21 protein-coding genes and 1 pseudogene are annotated in these 21,988 nt (G+C 68.6%); 10 read left to right on the plus strand and 12 right to left on the minus strand.

All coding sequences use genetic code 11. From position 1 onward, the window contains the following. Window positions 1–21: 21 nt before the first annotated feature. Window positions 22–1,110: an FAD-dependent monooxygenase gene (locus A3ES_RS49685; protein WP_020391793.1), complete on the plus strand. Its 1,089-nt coding sequence runs from the start codon at window positions 22–24 to the stop codon at window positions 1,108–1,110. Beyond that, window positions 1,107–1,979, plus strand: coding sequence for a phosphoribosylaminoimidazolesuccinocarboxamide synthase (locus A3ES_RS0136525; protein WP_020391794.1), 873 nt, complete (start codon window positions 1,107–1,109; stop codon window positions 1,977–1,979). The genes A3ES_RS49685 and A3ES_RS0136525 overlap by 4 nt, the downstream gene beginning before the upstream one ends. A gap of 12 nt (window positions 1,980–1,991) precedes the next feature. On the opposite strand, the gene A3ES_RS0136530 is transcribed toward A3ES_RS0136525, so the two are convergent. From A3ES_RS0136530 to A3ES_RS0136540, 3 genes are all read right to left on the minus strand, one after another. Then, window positions 1,992–2,480 (minus strand): VTT domain-containing protein, encoded by a 489-nt coding sequence (locus A3ES_RS0136530; RefSeq protein ID WP_020391795.1) that lies wholly within the window; start codon window positions 2,478–2,480, stop codon window positions 1,992–1,994. A gap of 75 nt (window positions 2,481–2,555) precedes the next feature. Next, window positions 2,556–3,551 carry a hypothetical protein gene (locus A3ES_RS0136535; protein WP_157630946.1) on the minus strand — a complete coding sequence of 332 codons (996 nt, stop codon included), beginning with the start codon at window positions 3,549–3,551 and terminating at the stop codon, window positions 2,556–2,558. A 61-nt stretch (window positions 3,552–3,612) separates the two neighbouring features. After that, the gene (locus A3ES_RS0136540; RefSeq protein WP_020391797.1) at window positions 3,613–4,140 is read right to left on the minus strand and encodes a PadR family transcriptional regulator; all 528 of its coding nucleotides are present in this window, start codon (window positions 4,138–4,140) and stop codon (window positions 3,613–3,615) included. Window positions 4,141–4,255: 115 nt separating this feature from the next. Between A3ES_RS0136540 and purS the strand changes: the two genes are divergently transcribed. From purS to A3ES_RS0136570, 6 genes and pseudogenes are all read left to right on the plus strand, one after another. Further along, a complete protein-coding gene (gene purS / locus A3ES_RS0136545) occupies window positions 4,256–4,510 on the plus strand; it encodes a phosphoribosylformylglycinamidine synthase subunit PurS (RefSeq protein ID WP_020391798.1) in 255 nt (84 codons plus the stop codon). Then, a complete protein-coding gene (gene purQ / locus A3ES_RS0136550; RefSeq protein WP_020391799.1) occupies window positions 4,507–5,178 on the plus strand; it encodes a phosphoribosylformylglycinamidine synthase subunit PurQ in 672 nt (223 codons plus the stop codon). The genes purS and purQ overlap by 4 nt, the downstream gene beginning before the upstream one ends. A 14-nt stretch (window positions 5,179–5,192) precedes the next feature. Then, window positions 5,193–7,274: a hypothetical protein gene (locus A3ES_RS0136555; protein WP_020391800.1), complete on the plus strand. Its 2,082-nt coding sequence runs from the start codon at window positions 5,193–5,195 to the stop codon at window positions 7,272–7,274. Further along, window positions 7,252–9,513, plus strand: a complete 2,262-nt coding sequence (gene purL, locus A3ES_RS0136560) for a phosphoribosylformylglycinamidine synthase subunit PurL (RefSeq protein WP_020391801.1) — start codon at window positions 7,252–7,254, stop codon at window positions 9,511–9,513. Before A3ES_RS0136555 ends, purL begins: the two co-directional genes overlap by 23 nt. 18 nt (window positions 9,514–9,531) lie before the next feature. Beyond that, window positions 9,532–10,077 (plus strand): annotated as a pseudogene (locus tag A3ES_RS51875) (tyrosine-protein phosphatase); the annotation flags it as partial. A gap of 58 nt (window positions 10,078–10,135) precedes the next feature. Beyond that, window positions 10,136–10,633 carry a DUF1707 SHOCT-like domain-containing protein gene (locus A3ES_RS0136570; protein WP_020391803.1) on the plus strand — a complete coding sequence of 166 codons (498 nt, stop codon included), beginning with the start codon at window positions 10,136–10,138 and terminating at the stop codon, window positions 10,631–10,633. A 21-nt stretch (window positions 10,634–10,654) separates the two neighbouring features. On the opposite strand, the gene A3ES_RS0136575 is transcribed toward A3ES_RS0136570, so the two are convergent. Next, window positions 10,655–11,515 carry a hypothetical protein gene (locus A3ES_RS0136575; RefSeq protein WP_020391804.1) on the minus strand — a complete coding sequence of 287 codons (861 nt, stop codon included), beginning with the start codon at window positions 11,513–11,515 and terminating at the stop codon, window positions 10,655–10,657. Next, window positions 11,502–12,077 carry an RNA polymerase sigma factor gene (locus A3ES_RS0136580; RefSeq protein WP_020391805.1) on the minus strand — a complete coding sequence of 192 codons (576 nt, stop codon included), beginning with the start codon at window positions 12,075–12,077 and terminating at the stop codon, window positions 11,502–11,504. The genes A3ES_RS0136575 and A3ES_RS0136580 overlap by 14 nt, the downstream gene beginning before the upstream one ends. 338 nt (window positions 12,078–12,415) lie before the next feature. Between A3ES_RS0136580 and A3ES_RS51880 the strand changes: the two genes are divergently transcribed. Further along, window positions 12,416–13,054: a cupin domain-containing protein gene (locus A3ES_RS51880; RefSeq protein WP_020391806.1), complete on the plus strand. Its 639-nt coding sequence runs from the start codon at window positions 12,416–12,418 to the stop codon at window positions 13,052–13,054. 109 nt (window positions 13,055–13,163) lie between these two features. On the opposite strand, the gene ptsP is transcribed toward A3ES_RS51880, so the two are convergent. The 4 genes from ptsP to A3ES_RS0136605 form a co-directional block, all read right to left on the minus strand. Then, window positions 13,164–15,527: a phosphoenolpyruvate--protein phosphotransferase gene (gene ptsP, locus A3ES_RS0136590; protein WP_020391807.1), complete on the minus strand. Its 2,364-nt coding sequence runs from the start codon at window positions 15,525–15,527 to the stop codon at window positions 13,164–13,166. A 46-nt stretch (window positions 15,528–15,573) separates the two neighbouring features. After that, on the minus strand, window positions 15,574–16,194 hold the full coding sequence (gene dhaL / locus A3ES_RS0136595) for a dihydroxyacetone kinase subunit DhaL (protein WP_020391808.1): 621 nt from the start codon (window positions 16,192–16,194) through the stop codon (window positions 15,574–15,576). A 2-nt stretch (window positions 16,195–16,196) separates the two neighbouring features. After that, window positions 16,197–17,201: a dihydroxyacetone kinase subunit DhaK gene (dhaK, locus tag A3ES_RS0136600; protein WP_020391809.1), complete on the minus strand. Its 1,005-nt coding sequence runs from the start codon at window positions 17,199–17,201 to the stop codon at window positions 16,197–16,199. 70 nt (window positions 17,202–17,271) lie between these two features. Beyond that, window positions 17,272–17,832, minus strand: coding sequence for an RNA polymerase sigma factor (locus A3ES_RS0136605; protein ID WP_040456388.1), 561 nt, complete (start codon window positions 17,830–17,832; stop codon window positions 17,272–17,274). 61 nt (window positions 17,833–17,893) lie between these two features. Here A3ES_RS0136605 and A3ES_RS51885 point away from each other — a divergent pair, with 61 nt between their 5' ends. Next, entirely contained in the window at window positions 17,894–19,639 is a 1,746-nt protein-coding gene (locus A3ES_RS51885) for a serine/threonine-protein kinase (protein WP_237745160.1), read from the plus strand. 129 nt (window positions 19,640–19,768) lie between these two features. Here the strand turns inward: A3ES_RS51885 and A3ES_RS0136615 are convergent, their stop codons facing one another. The 3 genes from A3ES_RS0136615 to A3ES_RS0136625 all read right to left on the minus strand — a co-directional run bounded on the left by A3ES_RS0136615 (window position 19,769) and on the right by A3ES_RS0136625 (window position 21,904). After that, complete coding sequence (locus A3ES_RS0136615; protein WP_157630948.1) at window positions 19,769–20,464, minus strand: hypothetical protein; 696 nt, start codon at window positions 20,462–20,464, stop codon at window positions 19,769–19,771. Between the two features lie 106 nt (window positions 20,465–20,570). Then, window positions 20,571–21,296 carry a hypothetical protein gene (locus A3ES_RS0136620; protein ID WP_020391813.1) on the minus strand — a complete coding sequence of 242 codons (726 nt, stop codon included), beginning with the start codon at window positions 21,294–21,296 and terminating at the stop codon, window positions 20,571–20,573. Further along, window positions 21,293–21,904 (minus strand): thiaminase II/PqqC family protein, encoded by a 612-nt coding sequence (locus tag A3ES_RS0136625; protein ID WP_020391814.1) that lies wholly within the window; start codon window positions 21,902–21,904, stop codon window positions 21,293–21,295. The genes A3ES_RS0136620 and A3ES_RS0136625 overlap by 4 nt, the downstream gene beginning before the upstream one ends. Between the last annotated feature and the right edge of the window lie 84 nt (window positions 21,905–21,988).

Here is a 21,988-nt window from a genome sequence, read left to right on the forward strand (position 1 = left end):
TACAGATGTAGAGTCGAGGGCATGAAGACAGCGATCGTGGTGGGAGCGGGGATCGGTGGGGTGACGGCGGCCGTCGCGCTGGAGCAGTGCGGCTGGCAGGTCACAGTGCTGGAGCGAGCGCCGGAGCTCGGCGAGGTCGGCGCGGGCATCTCGGTCTGGCCGGGTGCCGTCGCCGTCCTGGAGAGCCTCGGCGTGGAGGGAGTCGCGCAGGCCGCACGAGTGGGCGAAGCCGCCGGGATGCGCCGAGCGGACGGTCGCTGGATCGTCGAGGCGGCCGAGCTCAACATCGAGCTGCCGGTGATGATCCATCGCGCGCAACTGCATGAGCTGATCACCAATCGCTTCGGCCTGGCCGTCAGCGTCCACACCGGCACCACTGTCACCGGCCTCACGCAGGACGCGACCGGCGTCACCGTGACAGCGGGCGAGCAGGAGTACCGCGCGGAGCTGGTGGTCGCCGCCGATGGGATTCGCAGTGTCGTCCGCGGACTGCTCTATCCCGAGTACCAGGGGCCGCGGTACTCCGGCTACACGGCGTACCGGGGGATCGCCGAGGTGGAGGTCGCCGACGGCGGTGGCGAGACTTGGGGCCGAGGGCAACGATTCGGGTTCGCGAAGCTGATCGACGGCCGGATCTACTGGTACGCAACGGCAAATCGTGAGGCCGGTGGCGCGGGCAATGACGTGGGGGAACGGTTCGCCGACTGGCACGAACCGATTCCGGCGTTGCTCGCGGCGACGCCCGCAGTACTGCGGAACGACATCTACGACCTGCCGACGCCGCTGGTCCCGTTCGTGCAAGGACGCGTGATCCTGCTCGGCGACGCGGCCCACGCGATGACGCCGAACATGGGTCGCGGCGGGTGCTCGGCGATCGAGGATGCCGGCGCCCTAGGCCGGGTGCTGCGGGATTCGCAGGCCCTGGCGGCCTACGACGCCGAGCGGCGGCCCGCGACGACCAAGCTGGTCAAGCGGTCCAGGTCGATCGGGGTGATGGGCCAGCTGGACAACCCGATCCTCTGCACGGTGCGTGACGGCCTGCTCGGTCTCGGTGGCAAAGCGGCCGGGTTGCTGGCCAAACGGCGGAAGGTGGAACAATCGCCGGTGTGATCACACCTCCGCAGGCTGTCGAGATCCCTGGCGCGAAGCATCTGCACTCCGGCAAGGTCCGCGACCTGTACGAGCTGGAGTCGGGTGACCTGCTGATGGTCGCCAGCGACCGGATGAGCGCGTTCGACTGGATCCTGGACCGGCCGATCCCGGACAAGGGCAAGGTGCTGACCGCGATGAGCCTGTGGTGGTTCGAGCAGTTCGGCGTCCCGAACCACCTCATCTCGACCGACGTACCGGCCGAGGTCGCCGGGCGTGCGGTGATCTGCGAGCGGCTGGACATGCTGCCGGTCGAGTGCGTCGCGCGCGGCTACCTGAGCGGCTCCGGCCTGCTGGACTACAACGCCACCGGCGAGGTCTGTGGCATCCCGCTGCGCGCCGGCCTGGTCGAGGGCTCACGGCTGGACGAGCCGATCTTCACCCCGGCGAGCAAGGCCGACCTCGGCGAACACGACGAGAACGTCTCGTACGACGCGGTGGTGGCGACCGTCGGCGCCCAGACGGCCGAAGCGTTGCGGAAGCTCACGCTGGACATCTACTCGCAGGCACACGTGATCGCCGAGCGCCGCGGGATCATCCTGGCCGACACCAAGTTCGAGTTCGGTACCCGCGCGGACGGCACGATCGTGCTCGCCGACGAGGTGCTGACGCCGGACTCGAGCCGGTACTGGCCGGCCTCCGAATGGGAGCCGGGCAAGCAGCAACCGTCGTACGACAAGCAGATCGTGCGTGACTGGCTGCAGTTCGAGTCCGGCTGGGACCGGCACTCCGGCGAAGCCCCGCCGCCGATGTCGGACGAGGTAGTCGAGCGGACCCGCGCGGCGTACGTCGACGCCTACGAGCGACTGACCGGCCAGACCTTCAGCTGAGCTCACCGCGGCTCAGAACAGGCTGACGCCCAGGGCGAGGGTGATGAAGCGGGCCAGGCGGCCGGCTAGGACTGAGAGGGTGAAGGTGGTTACGCCCATTCGGCTGGCGCCGGCGATCAGGGCCACGCCGTACAGGGGTGGGATGCCGACCGAGGAGCTCAGGAGGGTGACTGGGATGCCCCAGCGGCGGTCGCTGAGGGCGTCGAGCAGGCGTTTGCTGACGTCGCGGTTCCACTGGATGAAGCGGCCGCGGCGGGTGTCGAGGTTGGCCGGCTTGAGCGCCTTGGTCTTCCGTGCCGCGTAGCCGGGCCGGTATCGGACCGCCAGGAACATCGCCAGCTTGCCGATGGTCTGGCCGACCGAGACGCCGATCGCAGCGGCCACCGGGTCGAGCGCCCCAGAGGCGCCGGCGCCGACGACATAGACCTCGGCGTTCAGCACAGGGATGACGGCGGACCCGATCCCGAAGCCCACCGCCAGCACCAACTGCCACGCCCACATGTCCTAGAGGCTATGCGGCGATACCTGCCGAATCAGGGAGGCCAGCACCACTTCCGGGGGAACCCAGCACTACCCCTAGGTGGACCGCAGGTTCTCCGCGGCCACCGCTTCGTGCACCTGCCCACGCAGCAGGTACGCCGCCGCGTTCGCGGCCAGCCAGGTGAGCAGTGCGCCTCCGGCGATCGCAGCGGCCACCATCAGCGCCGCGCTGGACTTGTCGCCCCCGTAGAACAGCTGCACTGACGCGAGGTCGTAGTTGAGGACCACGCCGATGGCGAGTCCTGCAGTAACGGCCGGTGTGATGCAGGACGTCAACTGGTAGCGGACCGAGGTGCGTAGCTCGGCCTCTCCGACACCGAGGACGTTCAGCGCGGTCAACTGGCGCCGCTGGTCCAGCAGGTCGTCGGCAGTACCGGCCAGCAGTCCTACGCCCGCGATCAGCGCGATGAACATGGCGGCACCCGCTGCGAAGGCGAACCCGGCCAACTGGAAGCCGGTCGTGTGCCTGCTGTAGTCCTCCCGTGAGAGTTGCTCGGCCAGCGTGCCGGCCATGTAGCCGAGGGTCAGGCCGCAGAACGCCAGCAGTCCGAGCATCCGGCCGAGCGGGCGGATCGTCCGGAGCAGCCGTCCGCCGGCCAGCACCTTCAGCGGGTTCCCGGACCGGGTCAGCCGCCGGCCCTGCCAAGCCAGTACCGCGGTGGGCAGAGCTAGACAAATCACGATCGCGCTGAGAGCCGGTAGTGCGGAGACGGTGAAGAAGGAGACGCCCTGACGGTCGACGAGGCGACACAGCAACCAGACTCCCAGCGCGCCCACGACGACCAACGTCGCCCGGGTCGGCTTCTGCGCCTTCACCGGCTTGTCCCGGGGATCCGAGACGACACCGCGCCCGAACAACCCGCCGACCGCAGCTGCGGCCGCCGCCAGCACGAAAGCCACGATCGGCCAGGTCGCCAGATCCACTGCATTGCCTGGCGGCAGCATGCGCGCGGTCCTCGGCAGCAGCTGGATCGCCAGCACCAGCACGAGGTACAGCGGTCCCGCGAGGAGGCCACCGATGAGACCGCCCACCCCAGCCTCGACTGCGCCGAGCCCGCGCACCTGACGCGGAGCAGCTCCAGGGCGAGGTCGGTCATCGACGGGTCTCCTTCAGGTCGTTGATCCGGTCGAGCGCGCTGTCGAGCCAGCGCAGGTCGGCGTCCAGGTGGATGGCGACGAAGTCCCGGGCCAGCCGGGCCGGGGTGTCGTCCTCTTCGCCGGTGGAGGCGCTGCGGAGTTCGCGGATCCGGCGCAGGTGGCTGGACCGCTGCCGGGCCAGGAACGCGGTCGCGTCCTCGCCGGTGTGGATGGTCGCGATCACCTTGCGGACCATCTCGTCCACCGCCCCCAGCGCGGGCTGAATCGGCTCTGCCAGCCAGGCGGCAAGGTGCTCGCGGCCCTGCTGGGTGAGCCCGTAGACGGTCCGCTCGGGCCCTCCCTCCGAGCCGCGGTCCACCACCTCGACGAGTTGGTCGCGCTCCAGTCGGGACAGCGTCGTGTAGACCTGCCCGAACGCCAGCGGACGGCTGTCGGGGAACCACGCGTCGTGTCCGCGCTTCACGTCGTACCCGTGCGCGGGGCCGCCGTGCAGCAGGCCCAGAACGAGCTCAGCAGTTGCCATGCCGATGACTATACACACGATGTATGTACTGAGTGAATAGTCGTGCGATGCGGGTGAACTCCGGTTCGGTCGGTAGGATTCACCGCGTCAGCCGGATCGAAACCAGGAGTTATCAGTGGCTCGCGTTGTCGTCGACGTCATGCTCAAGCCCGAGATCCTCGACCCGCAGGGCAAGGCGGTGCACGGCGCGTTCGGCCGGCTCGGCTTCTCTCGTGTGGCCGACGTCCGCCAGGGCAAGCGCTTCGAGATCACCCTGGACGGTGAGGCGACCGAGGAACAGGTCGCCGAGATCCGCAAGGCCGCGGACACCCTGCTGGCCAACCCGGTGATCGAGGACTACACCCTGCACGTCGAGAGCGACGAACAGTGAAGATCGGGGTCGTCACCTTCCCGGGCTCGCTGGACGACGTCGACGCCCGCCGGGCCGCCGCGGTCGCGGGCGCCGAGGCGGTCGCGCTCTGGCACGGTGACGCCGACCTGCACGGCGTCGACGCGGTCGTCCTGCCGGGCGGCTTCTCGTACGGCGACTACCTGCGCGCCGGAGCGATCTCCCGGTTCGCGCCGGTGATGGACACGATCATCAAGAAGGCCGGCGGAGGCCTGCCGGTGCTCGGCATCTGCAACGGCTTCCAGGTGCTGTGCGAGTCGCACCTGCTGCCGGGCGCGCTGATCAAGAACCACCACCGCAAGTTCATCTGCAAGGACCAGGCGCTGCGGATCGAGAACAACCGCACCGCGTGGACCAGCGACTACGACGCGAACCACGAGATCACCATCGTGCTGAAGAATCAGGACGGGTCGTACGTCGCGGACGAGGCCACCCTGGACCGGCTCGAGGGCGAGGGCCTGGTGGTCGCCCGCTACCTGGACGAGAACCCGAACGGTTCGTACCGTGACATCGCCGGGATCAGCAACGAGCGCGGCAACGTGGTCGGCCTGATGCCGCACCCGGAGCACTGCGTCGAGACCCTGACCGGCCCGAGCACTGACGGCCTGGGCTTCTTCACCTCGGTCCTGAAGGCCGTCGTCGCCTCCTAATGACGTCACGGAGGGTGCGGCGCTTCCTGGCCCGCGCCCTGTTCCTAGCCGCCGCGGTTGCGACCTCAGCCGGTGCTGTCTCCGCCGGTACTGCGTCGGCCGTTCGGCCGCAGGACCCGCAAGCCCTGCTGGCGAAGGTTGTTGTGATCGGTGTTCCGGGGCTGAGCTGGTACGACGTGCAGGCTTCGCCTGAGCTGACGGCGCTGGTCGACCAGTCGCATGTCGGCTCGATCACCGTGAAGACCGCCGGACCGCACACCTGTCCGGTCGACGGCTGGCTGACGATCAGTGCCGGTACTCGTGCCTGGGGCAGCGTCCCTGACCAGCAGTGCGGTGACCTGCCGAGTGTGGTCGACGGCAAGGTGCAGAACTGGCAGACGTACGTCGACCGCCAGGCCGAGCACCACACCGGCGCGCCCATCGGCCGCCTTGCGGAGAGCCGAAGCCGAAACAACATCTGCGGCTTCGGCCCGGGTGCTGCTGTCGCCCTCGCCCGTACCGACGGCACGGTCGAGAACTGGCAGCCCCAGCTCGACCAGGCGAAGCTGGCGAGTCCTGCCTGCGGCTACGCGATCATCGACGCCGGTGCCCTGCCGCTGCGTGAAGGCCGGGAGGAAGCCCGCAAGAAGGTCGCCGACCTGGTTGCCCAAGCCCGTGCTGCCGATGGTTGGGTCCTGCTCGTCGGCATCAGCCAGTCGGCTGCCAATGCCCACCAAGAGCCCCTGGTCGCGATGCAGCTCCCGCCGGACGACGGCCCGCGCTGGCTGACCAGCGACTCCACTCGCCGGCCAGGCCTGATCCAGCTCACCGACCTCACCGCGACCGTACTGCGCGGCGCAGCGAAGCCCGTCGACCCAGCCGGCGCCGAAGAATCCGGCCCGCTCGACGGCAACGAGATCCACTTCACCGGCGACCGGCACACGGATGCAGCCGCCGTGATCGAGGACCGCCTCGACACGAACGAGCGCTTCGAGCACCCTCGCCCGATGCTGGTCGCCGTCGCGATGACCTTGCTGGTGGCGCAGCTGGCCGCCCTCGGCTGGTTCCTCAAGACCCGCAGCCGACGGGCCCGGAGCACGAGTGAATTCACCATGCTGGCCCAGGGCGGGTTCTTCATCGCCGTCTTCCTCTCCACGGCGACCGTCTGGTGGCGCTGGCCGGATCCAGGCCTCTCCCTGTACTTCGTGGTGCTTGCGATCAGCGCGGCCTTTGCCGGAGTGGCCCGGGCGGTGCTGAAGCAATGGGCCGGCCTGGGCATCCTGCTGGCGGCCTACCTGATCCTGTTGGCCGACGGGATGCTGGGGACGCCGCTGCAGTTCGGCAGCATGTTCACTGACGGCCCGGTCATCGGTGGGCGGTTCTACGGCTTCGGGAACTCCACCTTCGCCACCCTGGCGGTCGCTGCGCTCGTCACGGCCGGCTGGGTCGCCCAGCGGCTGCTGGACCAGAGCCGGGTCAAGGCGGCGCTCGCGGTACTGGCTATCGGCGGCCTCGCGATCATCGTGGACGGCAAGCCGGGCTGGGGGACCGACTTCGGCGGCATCATCGCGCTGACGCCCGCAGTACTGCTGATGGCGTGGCTGACCTGGCGAGGCGGCATCACGCTGAAGGCAGTGGTCGGCATCGGCCTTGCGGGAGTGCTTGCTGTCTCCGCTGTCGCCTTCCTGGACTACCTGCGGCCGGCGGACCAGCGCAGCCACTTTGGCACCTTCGTGGAGCGGCTGCTCGACGGTGACGTGGGCGATGTGCTGATCCGGAAGCTGCAGATGTCGCTGGGGTTCTTCCAGTCGCCGGCCGGCTGGTTCATGCTCGCCGGCGTCGTACTGGCGATGATCGCGACCGTGTGGCCGGACAAGGTCCCCTTCGAGAGCTACCGCCGTTTCTACGCCAGCCGGCCTATGGTTCGGCCGACGCTGCTCGCACTGTCGACCTGCGGTCTGGTCGGCATGCTGCTGAACGACGCCGGGGTCGCCCTGCCCGCGATCATGACCGGCTTCACCCTGCCCTTGTTAGTGGCCCACCTGCTGGCCGCTACCGTTTCACCCGAGTCCCACCTAGTTCAGGAGTCATCAAGTGTCGACCGACACCGTCAGTAACGCGACCAGTACGCCGGACGTGGAGCAGCCGTGGGCGGAGCTCGGGCTGAAGCCGGACGAGTACCAGCGGATCCGCGACATCCTGGACCGGCGGCCGACCAGCTGCGAGCTGGCGATGTACTCGGTGATGTGGAGCGAGCACTGCTCGTACAAGTCCTCCAAGGTGCACCTGAAGAAGTTCGGTGACATCCCGCAGGAGACCCCGGCCGGCAAGATGCTCGCCGGGATCGGCGAGAACGCCGGCGTGATCGACATCGGCGAGGGCTACGCCGTCACCTTCAAGGTCGAGTCGCACAACCACCCGTCGTACGTCGAGCCCTACCAGGGTGCGGCGACCGGCGTCGGCGGCATCGTCCGCGACATCCTGGCGATGGGCGCGCGCCCGGTCGCGGTGATGGACCCGCTGCGGTTCGGCCCGCTGGACGCCCCTGACACCAAGCGCGTACTGCCCGGCATCGTGTCCGGCGTCGGCGGCTACGGCAACAGCCTGGGCCTGCCCAACATCGGCGGCGAGGTCGTCTTCGACTCGACGTACCTGGGCAACCCGCTGGTCAACGCGCTCTGCGTCGGCGTGATGCGGCACGAGGACCTGCATCTGGCGAACGCGACCGGCATCGGCAACCAGATCATCCTGTACGGCGCCAAGACGGGTGGCGACGGCATCGGCGGCGTCTCCGTGCTCGCCAGCGAGACGTTTGCCGACGGCGGCCCGACCAAGCGCCCCGCAGTACAGGTCGGTGATCCGTTCATGGAGAAGCTGCTGATCGAGTGCACGCTCGAACTGTTCGCGGCGCGGATCGTCGAGGGTATCCAGGACCTCGGTGGCGCCGGGCTTTCGTGTGCGACCTCCGAGCTGGCCAGCGCGGGCGACGGTGGCATGCACGTGTCGCTCGACAAGGTGCCGCTACGCGACGCTTCCCTTGCTCCGGAAGAGATTCTGATGAGCGAGTCGCAGGAGCGGATGATGGCGGTCGTCACTCCGGCAGGAGTCGAGGAATTCCTGAAGATCTGCGCGAAATGGGATGTGCAGGCCGACGTGATCGGTGAGGTCACCGACACCGGGCTGCTGCAGATCGACTGGCACGGCGAGCGTGTGGTCGACGTACCGCCGCGGACCGTCGCGCACGACGGACCGGTCTACGAGCGCCCGATCGCGCGGCCGGCCTGGCAGGACGAGCTGCAGGCCGACGGTGCCGAGAAGTTGCCGCGGGCAACCACTGGCGAAGAGCTGCGGGACACGCTGCTCAAGCTGATCGCTTCGCCGAACCTGTGCGACAAGTCGTGGGTGACGGACCAGTACGACCGGTACGTGCTCGGCAACTCGGTGCTCGCACAGCCCGAGGACAGCGGGATGATCCGCGTCGACGAGACCAGCGGCCTCGGTGTCGCGGTCTCCACCGACTGCAACGGCCGTTTCGCGAAGCTCGACCCGTACACCGGCGCCAAGCTCGCGCTGGCCGAGTCGTACCGCAACGTCGCCACCACGGGCGCGCGGCCGGCCGCCGTCACGGACTGCCTCAACTTCGGTTCGCCGGAGGACGCGGGCGTGATGTGGCAGTTCAGCGAGGCCATCCGCGGCCTGGTCGACGGCTGCATCGAGCTGGGTATCCCGGTCACCGGCGGCAACGTGTCGTTCTACAACCAGACTGGCGAGACGCCGATCCTGCCGACGCCGGTGGTCGGCGTCCTCGGGGTCATCGACGACGTCACCCGGCGGACCCCGATCGGTTTCACCGCCGAGATGGAGGGCCACCAGCTCTACCTGCTCGGCGAGACCGAGGAGGAGCTGTCCGGTTCGGAGTGGGCGCACGTGATCCACGGTCACCTGGGTGGTCGCCCGCCGGCCGTCGACCTGGCGGTTGAGGCGCAGCTCGCGGACATCCTGATCAACGCGTCCCGCGACGGCCTGATCGACGCCGCCCACGACGTCAGCGACGGCGGTGTCGCTCAGGTCCTGGTCGAATCCACCCTCCGCGGCGGCACCGGCGCCCGCGTCTGGGCCCCGGACGGCCTCGACCCGTTCCTGTTCCTCTTCGCCGAATCAGCCGGCCGCGCCGTCGTCGCCGTACCGCGAACCGAAGAGGTCCGCTTCACCGACATGTGCACCGCCCGCCGCTTCCCCCACACCAAGATCGGCGTAGTAACCGGCGAATCCCTCGACGTCCAGGACCAGTTCGAGGTCTCGCTCACCGACCTCCGCGAAACCTGGACAGCCACCCTTCCGGCGGCGCTGGGCTGACGTGAGCCGCTCGCCGATGCCGGGGTCAGCACCGTCATCGACCTGCGGAACGACTACGAGCGGCTCGAAGTACGGGTGCTCGATGTCGTGCATCACCATCCCGTCGAGGATCAGCAGGACGCCGACTTCATGGCGGTGTGGGGTGAGCGGCTCGACACCCCGGCGTACTACGGCGAGGCGCTGCGCCGTTGGCCCGGGCTGATCACCTCGGTGTTCGCGCGGATCGCGGATGCGCCGCCGGGCGGCGTGCTCGTGCACTGCAAGGCCGGCCAGGACCGCACCGGGATGATCGTCGCGATGCTGCTTGCGCTCGTTGGTACGCCGGTTGCGGAGATTCTGGATGACTATGAGCTTGCCGTGCGGACTATGAACGCGTACTACGAAGAGCACCCCGGCGCCGGGGAAGAGGCGATGGGGGCGGAGGTGCTTGAGGCGCATTGTGCGGATGCGTGTCTGGCGATGGTCGCCTTCCTCGGGTCGACCGATGTGGCCGGTTATCTCACCAACAGTGGGCTCACCTTCGAGCAACTCGACCAGCTTCGGGAGCGGTTGCTGGTGGCTTGATCGGTTGGGTGTCGCCCTCCTGCCTGGCACACTCGGGTAGAGGGAGTGGGGTGTGAGGATGACCGATCGGTACAAGCCTCGGCCGAGAGCTGATCTGGCGAACCTGGCCGGGATGGCCGCAGCCGCGGGCCAGGAGGCTCGGGCGGTTGCCGCGCGCCGACGGCTGCAGCCGGTTCGGTTGACCGACGAGGAACGCCGGGTGAGCATCGACGAGCTCTCCGAGCAGTTCGCGATCGGGCGCCTCGACGAGGTCGAGCTGCACCGCCGCGTCGACATCGTCAACGAAGCCGTCACCCACGCCGATCTTCAGCCGGCCTTCAACGGTCTTCCGCAACCCGCGCTCTACGCGCCGAAACCACGCCAGCCAGGGCGCTGGCGCTGGGCCGCGTTCGTGGGTGCCGTCTGGATGGCACTGCCGTTCTTCCTGACCGGCTTGGTGTTCCTCGTCTTCGGCCGCGAGATCGCCGCCGCCATCTTCGGCCTGCCGGCGCTGGCCTGGGTCGCCGTGACGTGGCGCTGGGCCAAGGCCCCCACGCGCCGATCCCGCCGGACCTGAGGCCCGGCGGGAGTTCGGCGGCTACTTTGCGGGTTCGGAGCCGATCCAGAGCTGGACGACTCCCGGAGACTGCGGCCGAGCCTCGTGGACGTACCAGTCACCCGGTGCCGGGTCGACTTCCTTGGCGGTGGTGACGCCGTCGACCAGCTCCGTCTTCGAGTTGAGGTAGCTCCCGACGGTGACGCCGCGCGCCGCGATGAGCTTCTGTACCTCGGCCACCCGCTTGTTCTTGTACGCCATGCCCGCCAGCTCCTCGCCAGGAGCGTTGGATTCGCTCGGCATGTACTGGTACAGCTCACCAGGCTTGGCGGCCCGGCCGAACATGATCTCGGCCTTGCCCTTGAACTTCTTGCCCACCTCGACGCCGTACTGGCAACCGGGGTCGCTCGCGTTCAGCGTGCTCGGACAGTTCTCGCCCGGCTTGAGCAGCCCGAGTTTCGTCCCGTCGCTGCCGTCGTAGTACAGGAAGGTCGCGTACTTGCCGACCGCTGTCGGCGCGACGGGCACCATCCGCACCTTGATGTCCAGCCCGAGCTTCTTGAACTGCTGGTTGTAGGCCTCGGGGTCGGCGTACTGATCGACCACCCGGACGGTCAGCCACTCGCCCTGATCCGTCACGGACAGCGCCTGCGGAAGGTCCTGCCCCGGACGGTCCACCACGGCCGCGGCGACCACTCCGCCGATGAGCAGCGTGCAGGCGGCCACCAGCGCCAGCCGCGGACGGGCCGGCGTACGGCGTGGGGCCAGCTTGGTGACCCGGGTGGTGTCCTCGACGGTGGCGGTGATGCCGTCGGACAGTTCCGCCCAGGCGCTCTCACTGACCGAGGTGCCGGGGGAGGGGTTGAGCCCGCGGGTCACCGCGTCGATGTCATGCGTCTTCATGGGAGACCCCTCTCTCAGGGTGAACAGTTTTCAGTGAGACCAGGGATCGGTTGGCCAGTGGGGCGGTCAGCAACTTGGCGAACCGCTTCCTGGCCCGGTGCAACCTGATCCGTACTGCGTTGCGCGTGATGCCGAGCGTGATCGCGATCTGGGCGGTGTCGAGCTCTTCCCAAGCCACCAGGGACAGCAGCTCCCGGTCCTGCTCGGGCAAGCACCGGAAGGCGATGGCGGCGGGGGAGTCGTCGGGAAGCGTGCGGGCCGGTTCGTCCGGCTCGGCCAGTTCGCTGCGGAGCCGGTCGGCCAAGGCGTGGCGACGGCCTTCGCCGCGCAGATGGTTGGCGAGCACCCGCCTCGCCACGCCGTACAGCCAAGGTCTGGTCTGGTCGCCGGGCGGGACGTCGTCGAGCCGGCGCCAGGCGACCAGGAAAGTGTCGGCGAGCAGGTCGGCGGCGTCGTGCCGGTTCCCGGTCCGGCGGAGCAGGTAGCCGAGCACTGCCTCGCGATTGGCCGCGAAGAACTGCTCGAACCTCTCCCGCCGGCGGTCCCGCGGTCCGTCGCCCACGCCCGCCTCCCTGACCGGCCCCGGTCGGGCCCTTGTCGGTGTCTGCGTCATACCCCACACATGTCCGGCACCCGCACGGTCCATTTCACCCCGCCCACATTGCAGCAACCTGCAGGTTTGTCCTCGACTCGATGACCGTCCGGCGTGGACCTGGTCGTGGATGCATCCGGTAGCTGAAATAGCCTGGCGGCGTGGAGCCACAGCAGCGGTTGGCCGGGCCGGCTGTACAAGGCATTCGGCTTCACCGAGGTCGAGCCCGCCGAGCTGACGATGCCAGACGGCGTCGTCCTGCCCGCAGTAGCGATGGAACGCGCAGTTGATCAGAACGGAGACGCACGATGACCGCAGGCACCACCGTCCAGGCCCCCGACGGCACCGAGGTCGTGCTGGGAGAGATCGGCACCCGGGTGCTCCTGGAGAACTCCCGCGTCCGCGTCTGGGAGGTCTCTCTCGCGCCCGGCGAGGCACAGGGCTGGCACCTCCACCACAACCCGTACGTCGTCCTGTGCCTGGCGACGTCGCCGTGCCACATGGACTGGCTCGACGGCAGCCCGGCCCGCCAGCTCAGCGAGACCATCGGCGGCTCGGTATACCGTCCGGTTTCCCCGGTTCACATGCTCACGAACGACGGCGATTCGCCGTACCTGAACCGCCTGATCGAGCTGCTGGACCTGGGCGAGGAGGCGTCGGGCGAGCCGTACGCCAGCTCCGCCATGGGCGAGGGGAGCTTCGCCTCCATCGGCGAGGTCCCGGCCAAGGTGATCATCGACGACCCGGACGTTCAGGTCCTGCACGTAACCCCCGACGCGGGCGAGACCTACACCTGGATCGCGGGTGTGCACCCCACACTGGTGGTAGACCTCGATCTGGACAGCCCGGACGTCACCTACCTCCAGCCCGGCGAGTCCTACGACCTACCGGCCAAGGCGACCAGCACCAACGGCTACAACCTGGTCGAACTCCGCTACTACAGCTGATCTCGACGCCGCCGCGGACCGCCAGCACTACGTAACCCGTGCTGGCGCTGCGACACGCCGTGGGAAAGCGTTCGCTGGGGAGGTTCGGTAGTGGTGGCGGTCCGGCCCTTTATCCAGTCAGGGCGCGAACGGCCGCTGCGCTGTCGAGCTGGAGCGCCTTGGCGGCGAGTTTGGTGGCGTTCGCCAGGTTGGTTTTGCGGAGGCGGGCCTTGATGGTGGGGACCTGTGGGCCAACAGCGCTCAGCTCGTGGACGCCTAGTCCGGCTAGCAGGACGGCCGCGTCGGGGTCGCTTGCCAGGTCTCCGCAGACGGCGACCTCGACGCCCGCGGGGACTCCGCGGACCACTCGATCGATGAGCTGGAGGACTGCCGGATCCAGCCCATCGGCGAGCCCGGCGACCGCGCTGTTCCCGCGGTCAGAGGCCGTCGTGTACTGCGTGAGGTCGTTGGTCCCGATGCTGACGAAGTCGAGCCCGTCAGCCAGCGTGGCAATTCTCAACGCGGCGGCCGGCACCTCGACCATGATCCCGACCTTGAGCCCTTCCGGCGCACCGATCGCGGCGAGCTCCTCACGGGCCCAAGCGACCTCCTCGGCCGTCGTGACCATCGGGAACATCACCTGGACCGGCGTCTCGGCCGCCACCTGGCAGATCGCCCGCAGCTGATCCCGCAGCAGCTCCGGCTGCCGTCGAAACACCCTGATCCCACGCTCACCCAGGAACGGATTCGCCTCGCGCCCCTGAGGCAGGAACGCGAGCGGCTTGTCCCCACCGACATCCCAGGTGCGGATCGTGATCGGCTTCCCATCGAGGGCAGCCGCGATCGCCCGGAACGCCTCGACCTGTTCGTCCACGGTCGGCGCCACCCGCCGGTCGCCGAACAGCACCTCCGTCCGCACCAGCCCGGATCCGTCGGCGCCACGCGCATCCAGCGCGTCCTGCACCGACCCAACGTTTGCGAGTACTGCGATCGTCTGGCCGTCCACGGTCACTGCCGGCTGCTCGGCCTCCGCCAGAGCCACTTCCCGTTCGACGGCGCGCTCGCGTAGCGCAGTACGGAATCTCTTGCCGCCGTCTGCGGGGTCGACGACGAACTCGTGAGCGCGTGCGTCGAAGGCGACGAGTGCACCGCTCGGGACCGCCACGTCGCCGATCCCAGTGAAGACAGGGATTCCGCGGGACCGAGCGACGATCACCCCGTGCCCGGTAGTCCCGGCCGCCCGCACGGCAACCCCGACGATCCGCTCGGCGTCGACACTGGCCGCGGTGGCCGCATCCAGCTCCCGTACTACGAGCAGACCGCCATCGGCCGGGCTCGCTTCAACCGCGCCCACCAGAGCTCGCAGTACCCGGTCGCGGACGCTCCGGACGTCCTGAGCCCGCTCGCGTTGGTACGGATCGTCAAGCCCTTCGAAGGTCGAGGCGAGTTCATCCATCGCCGACTTCCAGGCGTCCGGCGCGCTTTTGTCGGCGTGCAACACGGCGTCGAGCAACACCGCGTCGTCCAGCAACGCCAACTGGGCATCGAAGATCGCGGCTTCCGCGGTGCCGACCGTCGCGGCTGTCTGGTCCCGCAGCGCGATCAACTGCACCTCAGCGGTCCGTCGCGCATCCTTCGAGCGTTGCCGCTCGACGTCGGCATCATCTGCTTGGTATCCGCTCAGGTCGATCTCTTGGTCAGCAACGATCGCCGGCCCGATCGCCACATCCAGCCCGGATCCACTCTTGCCAACTGCGGCCGGGGTCGTGGCTACCGGTACGTCGTCGAAGCCGCGATCAGCGAGCGCACCAAGCGCCGCCAAAGCTTCGTGCGCGTCCGGCCCGCTCGCGCCGACCCTCAGTCGATGGCCCTGCTGGACGTTGAGCGTCGCCACCATGCTCAGACTGCCCGCGTCGACCGGGCCCTTGCCGGTGGTCAGATTCGTCAGTGTCACCCGGGCTTCGAACTTCTGCGCCAACCCGACCACCTTCGCCGCGGGCCGGGCGTGCAGTCCATGCTCGTTGCTAACAGCAACTTCAATGACGTGGTCCGAGGCATCGTCGGTCGGTGAGGTTTCCGAGACGGCATCACCGAGGTGATCCTGCTTGCCCGCCAACCCGCGCGAAGCCTCGGCCAGTACTGCGTCCAGGGTCGCGCCGGTCGATGCCGTCACCACCGCCGCCACAAGCCCTTCAACCAAAGGCGCGCTGGACAGCTTCACCCGCTCGGCGACCTCGGGATCCACGAACTCCAAGGCCATCTCGGCGCTCAACACCGCACTGCCCAGATCGAGCAACACCAGCACGCCATCCGGGCTGTCGGCCACCGCGATCGCCTCGGCCACCGCCGCGGCATCCGTCCCGAACGTCGTCTCGTCCAGCCCGGCCGCCACCGCGATCACCGGCCGGTCGCCCTCGGCAACCATCTCGGATGCCAGCCCAACAACCGCCTCAGCCAGCGCCCGACTGTGCGATACGACCACGATCCCAATCATGCGACCACCGCATCGCGTCCAGCGTCAGGCGGTCCTGCGTTCGACGTCATGCCAGTGTGCGGGCAGCGGATTCCAGCAGGAGGGTTGTGCTGGTGGCTCCGGGGTCTTGGTGACCCGCGCTGCGTTCGCCGAGGTAGCTCGCTCGTCCCTTGCGTGCCACTAGCGGCGTGGTCGCATCCCGCCCCTTCGCAGCCGCCTCGGCCGCCGCCGCGAGCGCCCCACCGAGATCGGCCCCGCCCGCGACAGCATCGTCGTACGCGTCGAGCGCGGGTGCCCAGGCGTCGTACATGGTCTTGTCGCCAAGCTCCGCCTTGCCGCGCGCGAGGATGCCGCCGACGCCCGCCTTCAGCGCCTCGCCGACCGTCGCGGGCGTGATCTCCGCGCCCGCCAGTGCCGTCCCGAAGCGCAGGAAGAACGTCCCGTACAACGGTCCGCTCGCTCCGCCGACCTTGCTGACCAGCGTCATCCCGGCCTTCTTCATCAGTTCATCGACCGACTCGAAGGACACTTCGTCCAGCACCGCGACCACCGCCGCGAACCCGCGATCCATGTTGCTGCCGTGGTCGGCATCGCCGATCGCCGAGTCCAGCTCGGTCAGGTACGCCGCGTTCTCGTGCAGCGTGCTCGCGGCGTCGCGCAGCCAGTTCGTGAAGTTCTCGACTCCCATGCTCACGCGTTCCAGCGTAGGCCGGGGGTGTTCACTGGCGCGTCCCAGAGGCGTACCAGTTCGTCGTCCACCTTCAGCAGGGTGACCGAGCAACCGGCCATCTCCAGTGAGGTGATGTAGTTGCCGACCAGCGACCGGGCCACTGTGATGCCCGCGCGGTCCAGCAGTTGCTGCACCTCGTTGTACATCAAGTAGAGCTCGAGCAGCGGTGTCCCGCCCATCCCGTTGACGAAGGCAATCACCGAATCGCCTTGCTGGTAAGGCAGATCGCCGAGGACCGGATCGACCAGCATCGCGGCGATCTCCTTGGCCGGTGCCAGCGGCAACCGTTGCCGGCCGGGCTCGCCGTGGATGCCGATGCCGAGTTCCATCTCGTTCTCGGCCAGCTCGAAGGTCGGCTTGCCCGCGGCCGGCACGGTGCACGACGTCAGCGCCATCCCCATGCTGCGGCCGTTGTCGTTCACCCGCTTGGCCAGGTCGGCGACCTCCTGCAGGGGCCGGCCTTCCTCCGCCGCGGCACCGACGATCTTCTCCAGCAGCACGGTCACGCCAACGCCACGGCGTCCAGCGGTGTAGAGGCTGTCCTGTACTGCGACGTCGTCATCGGTGACGACGGACAGTACTTCGGTACCGGCGTCGGCGGCGGCCAGTTCGGCGGCCATCTCGAAGTTCATCACGTCGCCGGTGTAGTTCTTCACGATGTGCAGCACCCCGGCACCCGTGTCGACGGCCTTGGTCGCGGCCATCATCTGATCCGGCACCGGCGAGGTGAACACCTCACCCGCACACGCGGCGTCGAGCATCCCCAGCCCGACGAACCCGCCGTGCATCGGCTCATGCCCGGACCCACCACCCGAGATCAGCCCGACCTTCCCAGCCCTGGGCGCGTCCTTGCGATAGACGATCCGATTCTCCAGATCAACCTTCAATCGATCCGGATGCGCCGCCCCCATCCCACGCAACGCTTCACTCACAACATCGGCAGGTTCGTTGATGAGCTTCTTCATGCCCCCCATCTGAGCACACCGAACCCGCCAGCGGCAGCCCCTCGCGAGGATCGCTGACGGGCCGCTGCCATCAGTCCTTCGGGCGGAGGAGGGGGCGGACTACCTCGCGGGCGTCGTGGATGCGGGACTTGATGGTGCCGAGGGGGGCTCCGACCTCGGCGGCGATCTCTTCGTAGGAGAGGCCGTAGACGTCTCGGAGGACCAGCGGGGTCACCATCTGCGGGCGGTCGCGCTCCAGGGTCTCCAGGGCTTCCAGGAGGTCCAGGCGGGTGCCGGCGATCACGCTGGTGGTCCTCGGGTCCGGGCGGTCCATCTGCTCGGGGTTGTGGGCCGCCTGCGCGGTGCGCTTCAGCTTGCGGTACGTCGAGCGGGCCGAGTTGGCCGCGACCGAGTGCACCCAGGTCGAGAAGCTGCTCCGGCCGGAGTAGGTGTGGATCTTGGTGGCGATGTTGAGCAGCGCCTCCTGGGCCGCGTCCTCGGCGTCGGCGGAGTACGGCAGCACACTGCGGCAGATCCGCAGGACGCGCGGGTGGACCAGTCGGAGCAGGTCGTCCATCGCGTTCTTGTCACCACCGGCGGCACGCTCGGCCAGGACGGCCAGGTCGTCGGTCGGACTGCTGCTTTCGCTCATCTGCGCCTTCGTTGTCACGGTCCCCAGGGCGTGGGACTCCCAGTACTCCATAATGCCTTGTATGGGGGTCCCATCCAGACTAGGCCGGTACGTCGTGCGCCGCCGCCTGGGCTCAGGCGGTTTCGCAACGGTATGGCTCGCTCACGACGAGCAACTCGACGCCGAGGTGGCGGTCAAGGTGCTGGCCGACAACTGGGCTCACGACGACTCGGTCCGGCGCCGCTTCCTCGAGGAGGGACGATTCCTGCGCCGGGTCGAGTCCGAGCATGTCGTCCAGGTCCACGACGTGGGGGAACTGGAGGACGGCAGGCCGTTCCTGGTGCTCACGTACGCCGACCGCGGTACGCTCGCTGACCGGCTGAAGAAGGAGCCGCTGCAGCTGGATGCCGCCGTCGGGGTGATCGTCCAGGTCGGGCGCGGCCTGCAGGCGTTGCACCGGCGTGGGCTGCTGCACCGCGATGTGAAGCCGGCCAACGTGCTCTTCCGCAGTACCGACGACGACGGCGAGCGGGCCGTGCTGTCCGACCTGGGCCTGGGCAAGTCCCTCGACGAGGTGTCGAGGATCACTATGCCCGGCGGGACTCCGTCGTACGTCGCACCTGAGCAGGCGATGGGCGAGCGGCTCGACCAGCGCGCCGACCAGTACTCGCTGGGCGCGGTCGCCTATGCCGCGCTGACCGGGCGCTCGCCGCACCAGGTGGACGGCCTGGGCGCTGCCGGGCGGGTCAAGGCCGCGCCGCCGCCGAGTTCGCTGGGCTTCGACATCCCGGACAAGGTCGATGCGGCGATCGTCCGTGCGCTCGACCCCGACCGCGAGAAGCGCTGGCCGGACATCGCCTCCTTCACCCGCGAGCTGGTCGGCGCACTCAACGAGACCACCCACAGCTTCGCGCCGGGCGCCGCACCAGCCGGTACTGCGCTCCCGGGCGCCGCGCGCCCGACTACGGCGACGGACGAGACCGAGGTGGGCGAGAAGACCGCCCTGAGCGACTCCAACGCACCGACAGTCATCAAGTCCGGCGGCGCCACGACCGTCGCGGCTGACGCAGCGGGCAACCCCGCCGCCGAGGGCGATGAAGCCACCACAGCCGAAGCCGGAAGCCAGGCAGCTACCGGAAGCGCGACTGCAGCCGGAGCCGCGACTACAGCCGGAGCCGCGACTACAGCCGGAACAGAGGCAGCTGCCGGAGCCGCGACTACAGCCGGAAGTGAGGCAGCGGCCGACGCCCCGAAGCAGGCTGAAGCTGCGCCGGCCAAGCCCAAGCGCCGCCGGGGCCGCTGGGTGGTGGCCGCGCTGGTCGCGTTGATCGTCGGAGCCAGCGCCGGGTTCGGCGTTCAGCGGTATGTCGAGTCGGAGCAGTTCGCCAAGGTGAGCAAGGACAACTTCACGGTTGAGCTGCCACGAGAGTGGGCCACCGTGATCGCCACGTCGACCTGGCGTCCGCCGGGCGCCCAGGCGGACCAGCCGGCCCTGCGGGTCAGCCAGGACGATGGGTGGACCCGCTCCGGCAGTGACACTCCGGGCGTGTTCGTCGGGCTGATGAACCACAGCGCCGAACCGGCGAAGCTGCTCCCCGATCCGGGGAGCTACGGCTGCAAGAACGTCGGCCAGGCCGCGCCGACGTCCGAGGGCGGCGACGTAACCGTCCTGGACCAGATTTCGGAGAACTGCCTGCACGGTACTACGCTGTTGCAGCGAGTAGTCACCACGGGGGTTGGCCGCTCGATGCTCATCCAGGTGCACGTGCCTGGAGCCGAGAGGGATACGGCCATCAAGGTGGCTGACTCGGTCACCTTTTCGAGCTGAAGGATCCCCGTGAGAGTTGTTGTCGCCGACCGGCTCCGGCCGTCCCCTGCGTTGGTCCAGTCGAGCCGCCGCCGCTTCTACCGCTTGCGCTCAGCCATCTTCCGCACCATCTGGCCCCGCTGACCCGAGCTAGTTGAGTGGCGAGTCGGAGCGGGTGGCTGATTCGGCGGCGCGGTCGAGGATCTCTTCCAGCGCGGCCTTGTCCTGCGGCAGTCCGCTGACACCGATCTCGAAAGCGCATAAGCCGTCCTTGTTGGCGACCCAGCGGGTGATCACATGGCGGAGCGACAACTTCTCCGCGTAGGTGTAGACCAACGTCGCGTGCTGCGTGACCGGATCGACCGTGCGGGATTTGATCGTGACCATCTGGTCCGCTGAGAGTGCCTTCAGGACGCCGATCCGGATGTCCATCGACTCCTCGGGCGGGCGTTCGATGGTGAAGCCGGCCTGAATCCGGACCAAGCGCTTCCGGGCCGGCTCGTTGAACCGCATCTCCTTCGGCGGATCCTGCAGAGCCGGGTCCCAATTACCGGGCACCCGCACCTTGACCCGCGACTCGAGCCTGTAGATCACGGTGAACTCGCGGGTCTTGTAGCGGATGTCCTCCGCCTGGAGCGGCTCGCTGTCGTCCGGGATGAGCTTCTTGGGCGGCGGCGTGGTCGTCTTGGCCGAAGCGGCCGGCGCAAGTGGCGCGGCGGCGACACCCGCCGATGCCCGCTGGTCAGTCGTCAGCAGCCCCAGCCCGTAGCCCCCTGCTCCCCCCAGCAGAGTGACTACGAGCAGGCCAGAACCGAGCAGCGCGCGTCCGAACCCCCTGCCGGTCACGACCACCCCTCCTCACGGTCCGCCCCCGATATGTCCTTGGACACCGTAAACCGGGAAAAGGTTCGGCCTCGACCACAGATCGCTCGATCGGGCCGTACCGCCCGGGTCAGTCGCGGAACTTCACCGACCGGGTGGCCTGGTCGAGGACCTCGTTCAGCGCCTTCACGTCCTGCGGCAGCCCGGCGATGCTCATCTCCACGGTCGCCTTGTCGTCGTCCCCGGTCGCCACCCAGCGGACGATCACGTAGCGGACGACGTCGATCGGGATGTAGGTGTAGACCAGCGTCGACACCATCCGCATCCGGCCGTCGTCGCCCTCGACCTGGCTCTCACCCTGGAACTTGATCTGTACGTCGTTCTGGTACGGCTGGCTCTCCAGCAGTCCCTTGACGATCTCGAGCCGCGACTGCAGCACGGACTTGTCGGGCGGGAACCCGGACTGCACGCGAACCGCGCGTTCCTTCAGCGGGTCGAGGTACTTCACCTCGTCCGGGGTCTTCGGCGAGGACGTCAGTTGCCAGTTCGACGGCGTCTTGATCGACAGCCGGACCTGCTCCGCGGTCGTCCCCTCGACGGAGAAGTTGCGCGTCTTGAACCGCAGGTCGTCGGCCAGCAACGGCGAGATGGTGCTCGGCTTCGGCGTCTTTCGCGACAACGGGATGGACGGCGAGGCCGACGGCGTCTTGGTGGGCTCCTGCCCCGTCGCCAGTGGCCCGGCAGCGACGCCGATCGGGGTTGGACCGGGCTCAGTCAGCAGACCGCCGTAGTACCCCGCGCCTGCGCCGGCGATTCCGAGCAGCACGATGCCGACGACCAGGACCGGGGTCTTCACGCCGACACCAGATCCCAGAAGGCGATCTCGAAGCGGAGTACCCGGTCGAAGGCCAGGGTCATCGCCGGCGTCAGCGTCTCGCGATCGACGAGGCCGGCCAGTTGATCGACGTACGCCGCGAACTCCGGCGACGACCAGTTCGCGATGAAACCCGCGTACTGCGTATCGGCTCCGGTCGTGTCGCGCACGGAGGCCCAGGCGTCGTAGTACGCCTTCTCGACGGCGTAGAGCACGGTGATGCCGACAGGCCAACCTTCCTCGACAGAGGTGAACAGGTATGACGAGTAGCCCAGGTTGAGCAGCGAGGGCTCAGCGGTGAGGTCGACACCTCGCTCGGCGGCCGCCCGCTCGAACAGCGCGAGCTCTGGCGCCAGCGCAGCCAGCCCGCCGGCGAGGACCTTTCTGGCCTCGTCGTCAGGGGCCACCGCGGAGAGCGTTTCGAGGTACCGCTGGAAGGACCGGACGAAAAAACAGTCCTCGGCGATCCAGCGGTCGAAGGTGGCCTTGGGCAACGAGCCGGCGGAGGTCCGGGAGACGAACGGGTGGTCCAGGATCCGCTGCCAGGCGGCGGCCTGCGCGGTCAGCAGGGCACGAGTGGTCTCAGGCACCCCGCCATCTTCTCAGGCAACTACCAGCGCGGCCCTACTGAATCCTTTCAAGCGGTGACCCGCGAACCCTTGACAGGCCGTCTC

The organism is Kribbella catacumbae DSM 19601 (assembly GCF_000372465.1).
In the GTDB taxonomy this organism is placed as follows: domain Bacteria; phylum Actinomycetota; class Actinomycetes; order Propionibacteriales; family Kribbellaceae; genus Kribbella; species Kribbella catacumbae.